General features: G+C 54.3%; 5 protein-coding genes. 3 read left to right on the top strand and 2 right to left on the bottom strand.

From position 1 onward, the window contains the following. The first annotated feature begins 160 nt into the window (after positions 1-160). Positions 161-1,066, top strand: coding sequence for a LysR family transcriptional regulator (locus ADIMK_RS21335; RefSeq protein ID WP_081849733.1), 906 nt, complete (start codon positions 161-163; stop codon positions 1,064-1,066). Positions 1,067-1,117: 51 nt separating this feature from the next. Here ADIMK_RS21335 and ADIMK_RS09355 read toward each other — a convergent pair whose 3' ends face one another. Both ADIMK_RS09355 and ADIMK_RS09350 read right to left on the bottom strand, forming a co-directional pair. Continuing rightward, positions 1,118-2,683: a sulfatase family protein gene (locus ADIMK_RS09355; protein ID WP_036186678.1), complete on the bottom strand. Its 1,566-nt coding sequence runs from the start codon at positions 2,681-2,683 to the stop codon at positions 1,118-1,120. A gap of 138 nt (positions 2,684-2,821) precedes the next feature. Next, entirely contained in the window at positions 2,822-4,153 is a 1,332-nt protein-coding gene (locus tag ADIMK_RS09350) for a porin (RefSeq protein WP_036186675.1), read from the bottom strand. A gap of 540 nt (positions 4,154-4,693) precedes the next feature. Between ADIMK_RS09350 and ADIMK_RS09345 the strand changes: the two genes are divergently transcribed. Then, on the top strand, positions 4,694-5,917 hold the full coding sequence (locus tag ADIMK_RS09345) for an MFS transporter (RefSeq protein ID WP_036186671.1): 1,224 nt from the start codon (positions 4,694-4,696) through the stop codon (positions 5,915-5,917). Between the two features lie 79 nt (positions 5,918-5,996). Further along, positions 5,997-7,295, top strand: coding sequence for a DEAD/DEAH box helicase (locus tag ADIMK_RS09340; protein WP_036186668.1), 1,299 nt, complete (start codon positions 5,997-5,999; stop codon positions 7,293-7,295). Positions 7,296-7,421 lie beyond the last annotated feature (126 nt).

The raw sequence follows: 7,421 nt of genomic DNA, 5'->3' as shown, positions 1-7,421 counted from the left end.
ACCAATCTAAGACAGGTAAATCCGCGCTCCTGAAGGGGCTGCTCAGATAAGAATAGAGGATCAGCCCGGTATCGCGGACTTAATCACATGTTCCCTAGTGTACGATCCGCACTAAAAATATGTAAAATTCAAATTTAAGCCTCTAATATAATAATTATGTATGGATCCTAAACATCTTCTCTATTTGTCCGTCGTGCTGGAAAAGGGCTCGCTCACTGAGGCTGCCAAGCATCTGGCGGTCACTCAACCGACACTGACCCGGATCATGTCCACGCTCGAAATGCAAGCGGGCGGTCAACTGTTCAGCCGCAGCCGATACGGTGTAAAAGCAACGCCAGTGGGGGAAGCGCTGGCACGAGAAGGACGCGCCATTCAACGAAACGTGGAGATGGCCCAGCTCATCTCTTCACGATTCAGTCACGGCTACAATCAGGAGATTCGAATAGGTGTCGGGCCACTGCTGGCCGCCACCATCGTGCCCGAGGTGATCAACCAGATTCTGCCCGATGTGAAGAACACGAGCCTTACACTCAACGTCTATCGACCGACCATGCTCATGGACAAGCTCATGGATGGCGACTTGGATCTGGTTATTGCACCGGCGGCGGATCTTCGAACCATCGAGAAAACCCAGCGATGGCTACTGGGTGATGATCAGCTCGGCATCTTTTGCAGTCGCTCGCACCCCTTGGCCCAAAAGAAGGAACTCTCGCTAAAAGACTTCTACGATTTTCCGTGGCTTTCTCTGGGGCATGCGTCCCCATTCGAAAGGCAGGTTATGGATATGTTAAGTATACGAGGCCTGTCCAACATTCGAACGCAGCTGGTCTTTCGCAACGATGGACATATGCTTCTACACATTCTGAGTCAGGGGGCATACCTGGCTGTCCTGCCGGTAAAACCGATTCGGTGCAGTCAGTATAACGATCAGCTCGTTGAGCTTGAGTTGAATACCGGTTTAACTCAGGAGCGAAATCTTTACCTCTGGGTCAGAGACGAATTCGCCGATCACCCAATGACGCAGAAGCTCACCGAGCTGTTTAAAGACGCGATAAGCGTTGAGTGATAGATGGACTTCCCCGGTGAAGGAAGTCCATCAAACGATGTTTACAGCCACTCAGGCTCGACGAATTGCCACCGGGCACTCATCCATCGTGCCGATCACTTCAACCGCCAGCCGTTCCATCAGGTCCGCTTTCAACTGGGCATAGTCCGCATCGAACCAGCGGTTGCAGGTTTCCCGGGGATCGCGTTCGAGGTCATAGAGCTCCCCCCAGCTTTCTCCCGGATAGAGCGTCAGACGCCAGCGCGTGGAGTAGATCGTCCGGCTGCGAGAAGCATGCGTCAGCCCCATTCGCGGGACATTATCGTTATGCTCGATGAGCAGCTGTTCCCGCCCACTGCCCTGAGCATAATCAGCCAATAGATTTCGGCCCTGCATACCAAAATAGGGTTTGATACCGGCTCGGGACAAAATCGTCGGCGCAATATCAACGGCACTGCCGAGCAGTTGAGTGCGTCCGCGACCTGTGTTGGCATCCCGCCAGATAAACGGGACACGGTGAATCGATTTTCGAATCCAGGGGCCTTTCAACAACAAGCCAGCATCGCCCAGATAGTCTCCATGATCCGAGGTAAAGATAATAACGGTGTCATCATCAAGGCCCGCCGCTTTCAGTGCGTCGGTAATACGGCCGACTGCCTCATCGATCATGTCGATCATGCCGCCTGTCAGCGCCATTGCCTCACGTACCTGGGTGTCCGTCGCGGCAAACGCATCCTGTGGCGTTTTTGGAGGGAGCCCCTGACTCAGACGATCCTGCGCGTACTCGAGGGGCAACGGCTGGATGTCGAAGTCATCAGGCGTTACATCAAGCCTGAACTGGTCCGGCGTATAACGATCCCAGTACTGGCCCGGCGGGTTGAACGGATGGTGAGGATCAGGGAACGAGATAAAAAGAAAAAATGGCTGCTCAGATTGCGCCTGCTGCGCTATCCACTCGACGGCTCGGTCTTCGATATAACGAGTCGGATACAGGGCCTCAGGCATGGTGGTGCGTCTGGCCTGAGGACAGGTGTAGGAGTGCTCAAACTGGACATCAGGATCGCGATACTCCTGCCAATGCTCGCTCTGCTGACGCAGCCATTGCAGGTAATGGCCACCACAGATATCACCGTGGCTAGTCACCATATCCACATGATCGAATCCGTAGTACGGGGTCGGGAAATCGTACACCTCTCCCTGCTCGTATCGTCCCGGTTCCTCTTGGATATAGGGGCGAAAGTCATCCTTCCACGCCTGTGGAATTCTCTCATTGAACTGCTCGGCAACCGTTTTGGCCAAAGGCGCAGCGTTAGAGCTGAAAGGCTGAAGATGACTCTTGCCGATCGCGGCCGTCTTGTAGCCTCCGTCCTTCAATACCTCAACAAATGTATTGGCCCTGCTGGAAAGTGCGCATCCGTTATACCGAAGGCCATGCGTACTGGGATAGCGTCCTGTCAGAATACTGGCGCGGTTGGGCATACAAACCGGGGAAGCGGTGTGAAACTCATCGAACAATAATCCGCTTTCTGCCAACTGATCAATATTCGGCGTCTTAATGACCCTATGCCCCATGCAACTAAGCCAGTCAGCACGCTGCTGATCGGTCACGATCATCACAAAATTAGGCTGCTTTCTCATATTAGCCTCTGGTATTTATGGACACCCAACATAATATAATTAAAAAAATTGGGGTACTTTCAAAACGATAGAATCGTTTATCAGTAACCCCATAATAGTGGTGCTTTTGGGCGTACAAAAGTTGAATGCTGCGTTGGATCAGTAAATCATTCGCTTGAATCGATAGCTGAGGTTCACACCCACTTCGGTAGCTTCCTCTCCGCCATCGTTCTTTGCATGTATGATACCGGCACCGACCGTTAAACCTTTTGCCAGCTTGTAGTCCGCTCCGAGGCTATAGCCTTCGTTGCCGCCACCGCCAAGTTGGACAGTTGCAGGTGGGTTATAAGAGTCCCAGGCCTTCAGGTAGTTGGCGCCCACTTTCCATTTGCCTTTGCTCCAGTCCACACCCCAGTGAATCTGCCTGTCGTCGGTGTGAATATCGGAAACATCATTATCGTACTTTTCGTACGCGTAATAGACGCTCGTACTGAGCATCGCGCCATCGCTCAATTTCTTGCCGACTTTGAACCCGACATCCGTGCTTTTCTGCAGCATATCGGCGTTTACGACATGAACAGAGTTATGTGTCAGGCCGGTGCTTAGAATCAGTCCGTTTGATGTGACACCGTTCCACTGAAGTGCCATCTCATACTCGTCGTTCTTGAACCCAAGACGGCTCCAACTGTCCTGCTGAGCAGGCGCAGTGCCTTTTCCGGCAAAGCCCTCGTAGGTGTTTTGCAGGTTCATAGACACACCGAACTGGAAGCCGGATAGCACAGGTGACTGGTAGCCGATCTTGATCGCATCCTGTGTATCACGGGAGAAGGATCTCCAATCGCCACCCACTATCCCGTTTGGCCAGTCCCAGTCGTATTCAGAGCGGCGAAGATGGCCGCCTGCGTAGGGAAGGTTCCCCCACCAGGGGATAATGCCCGTGAACGCACCATGACCGACCGCCAGCCCTGCCCGACCAGACTGTTTCGGCTTGAGCCGGTCGGCTGCCCCGTCATCCTCGCCCAGGTAAAGCATCCCGTACCGCTTGCTATCGAGTAGCAGAGAGAGCTCATCCACCTGATCGTTATCGAGCCAGGCATTGTCGAGCTGGAAGGCCGTGTGAAGCTTCAGCTCCATAGGACCAAAGCGGCTCGAGGTAAATTTGTAAGCGGGGTCGACGGACAAGGACCCATAGTAGTAATGGGGTGTACTATCGTTAATCGCGTCTTTCGCCTCCAGAGGGTTCGTTGAATCCGAGTAGTCGACAGACGAAAACCCCGCATGACCGAAAAAGCCGACAGCAACGTAACCGCCTTCTTCCGGCGCTTTTTCGTAAACCCCGACATCGGCCAGAGCGTAGGTAGAACCGCCGAGAAAGAGCGTGGCGATTACGGTTCGCGAGAGTGCCGATATGCGTGAAGCGTGTTTACCAGAGCAGTCGCGAACTGAATTCTCATGGACATATTTATTATTAAGCATATTTACAACAGACATAGAAATCCCCGGCCCATCCCAAAATAGGCATTTTTGTTTTTTTAATATTCAGATTTAGGCGTATTGCGTATGTCTAGCTTATTTATATATTCAGCGTCATATGCTTGAGCGCAACATATGATGCTTATTCAAACCATAAGACCTCCGGTAAATATTCAGTGCTTGCTTTAATAAGCTCTTATTGATTAATAACGGCAGAACGTAATCGATGAAAAATCAATTGTTTTGTATGTCACCAATGTATGTAAATACCTGAGAGTTGTAAAATTTAAATTTGCGCAGCCAATCGATTAAAAATGTATGGATGTTTTGGGCGTCACTAATGCCTCATCATGTGTTAGTGAATTGGCCAGCCTCTCGCCTCAGCCGCGGCTCCCTCAAGTGCGTCCCGCGCGTGGCGCCTCAAGACGCCTGTACGCATTATTCGAATACCCCTGGCAGCAAAATCCATAGCCGCACGCTTCGGCGATCCGTTAAAATAATTCCCATTCGTACTTGCATCACCGACCTAACCGCTCCTCCTGCCGCCACGGATAGCCAATGACATCTCCCTCGCTGTTGAAACACCGCGCCTTCATGCGCTTCTGGATCGGTCAGATGGCCGCATCCTTTGCCTTCCAGATGCTGTTGGTGGGGATGGGATGGCAGATCTATAACCTGACCGATAGCGCGCTCAGTCTTGGGCTCGTGGGCTTGGCCCGCTACGCGCCACAGTTGTTTCTGACGCTGTATGCAGGACACGTCGCCGATAACCATGACCGCCAAGCGATCATGCTGATCAGCAGGGCGTTGATGACTCTGAGCATCGCCGTGCTGGCGATTACCAGTATGCTCGGCAGTATTACGGCCGAGATCATCTACGGCTGCTGTATCGCGATGGGCATATCGAGGGCCTTCGAGATGCCGGCTACCCAAGCGATGGTGCCCAACATCGTCGGTCAGGCGCTGCTTGCAAAAGCGATGACTTGGACTGCCTCTGGCCGCGAGGCCACCACCATTATCGGCCCTGCCATCGGCGGCATTATCTACATCTGGGGTGCCGGTGCGCTTTATACCAGCAGTGTACTGTGCAGCCTGTTGTCCGCCGTGATCCTGTTCAAGCTCGACTACCGTCGTGAGCAGCGACCAAGACAACCTGTCACGCTGGATTCATTGCTCGGCGGGTTGCGCTTTACCTGGCGTAATCCGGTCATATTCGGCTCTATCTCGCTGGACATGTTCGCGGTGCTGATCGGCAGCGTGACATCCCTGCTGCCCATTATTGCCCGCGATGTGCTCGAAACCGGCCCTTGGGGCCTGGGTGTGCTGCGCAGCTCCATTGCGGTGGGTGCAATGCTGATGTCGATCTATCTGGCCTGGCGTCCGGTCGGCAACCGGGTCGGCATCAAGATGTTCATTTCGGTGGCAATCTTCGGCGCGATGACCATCCTATTCGGCGTCTCACAAACCCTTTGGCTTTCGGTGCTGGCGTTGATGGTGATGGGCGCTGCCGATATGGTCAGTGTGGTGATCCGATCAACGCTGGTTCAGCTCGAAACACCCGACGAGATGCGCGGCCGAGTCAGCGCCGTGAACTCCTTTTTTATCAGTACCTCCAATCAGTTGGGCGAGTTTGAATCCGGCGTATTGGCGGCATGGGTTGGTGCGGTACCGGCTATCCTGATCGGAGGCGTCGGCACTCTGGGCATCGTGGCGCTCTGGGGCTACTGGTTTCCAACGCTGTTACGACGTGATCGGCTGGAAAGTGACCCTGAATCGAAATAGCTAATCCCGCCGCTTTAGGGTAAGCTGCGCGCCTTCCTCTTTCGCGCCAGCGAACCCTATTCTTACCAGAGAGTTATCCATGAGTTTTGCCAGTCTCGGCCTGTCCGACCCTATTCTGAAAGCCGTTGCCGAACAGGGTTACGACACCCCTTCCCCCATACAGCAGCAAGCGATTCCCGCAGTGCTGGAGGGCAAGGACGTGATGGCCGCCGCCCAGACCGGTACCGGCAAAACCGCAGGCTTCACGCTGCCGATTCTCGAGCGTCTACTCACCGGTGAGCGTGCCAAGCCCAATCAGGTACGTACACTGATCCTGACCCCGACCCGTGAACTTGCAGCACAGGTTGCCGAGAGTGTCCGCACCTACGGTAAGCACCTGCCGTTGCGCTCCACCGTGGTATTTGGTGGCGTCAGCATCAACCCGCAAATGATCGCCTTGCGCAAGGGCGTCGACCTGCTGATTGCAACGCCCGGTCGTCTGCTGGATCTCTACAAGCAGAACGCCGTTCGTTTTAACCAACTTGAAGTGCTGGTGCTGGACGAAGCGGACCGCATGCTCGATATGGGCTTTATCCACGATATCAAACGGATTCTGGCGCTGTTGCCGCCAAAGAGGCAGAACCTGCTGTTTTCGGCCACCTTCTCCAAAGAGATACGCGAGCTCGCCAAGGGTCTGGTGCATGAGCCGGTCGAAATTTCGGTTACACCGCGCAACTCCACTGCCGAAACAGTGAAACAGTGGATCTCTCCGGTGGACAAAAACGCCAAGGCCCCGGTGCTGATCAAGTTGATCAAGGATCACGGCTGGCATCAGGTGCTCGTGTTTACACGCACCAAGCATGGCGCCAACAAGCTGACGACACAGCTTGAAAAAGCCGGTATCAAAGCGGCAGCGATCCACGGCAACAAGAGCCAGAATGCGCGTACCAAGGCACTGAACGAATTCAAGACCAACACCCTGCAGGCACTGGTCGCCACCGATATTGCAGCCCGCGGACTCGACATCGACCAGCTGCCTCAGGTGGTAAATTTCGATCTGCCCAACGTACCGGAAGACTATGTTCACCGTATAGGTCGTACCGGCCGTGCCGGCGCCACCGGTCAGGCGGTTTCGCTAGTGTGTGCCGACGAGATCGATCAGCTTCGCGCGATCGAGCGTCTGATCAATCAGCTGCTCACACGCGAGGTTGTCGATGGTTTCGACCCCACTCATGCGCTACCGGAATCACGTTTGGACACGCGTCCTGCCCGTCGCAGCCGTCCCAAGAAACCCAAGCCCCAGCACCGCGACGGACAGCGCTCAGGCGATACTCATCGTGGCCATCAGCCACGCAGCAAAGGCGCCTCAAATACTCCACGGGGCAACAAGCAGCGCTAACCCCATCGACCGGTCTCTCCGGGACCGGTTAGACACGGCAGAGGGCAAAGAGTAAGCTGACACCTTACCCGTGGGGACTTACAGGCACAGCTCTCACTCGTGCCTATAAACTCATGCCTTGGTAAC

The sequence above is a fragment of the Marinobacterium lacunae genome (assembly GCF_000705555.1).
Classification (GTDB): Bacteria; Pseudomonadota; Gammaproteobacteria; order Pseudomonadales; family Balneatricaceae; genus Marinobacterium_D; species Marinobacterium_D lacunae.
This window is presented reverse-complemented; position numbering and strand designations above follow the sequence as displayed.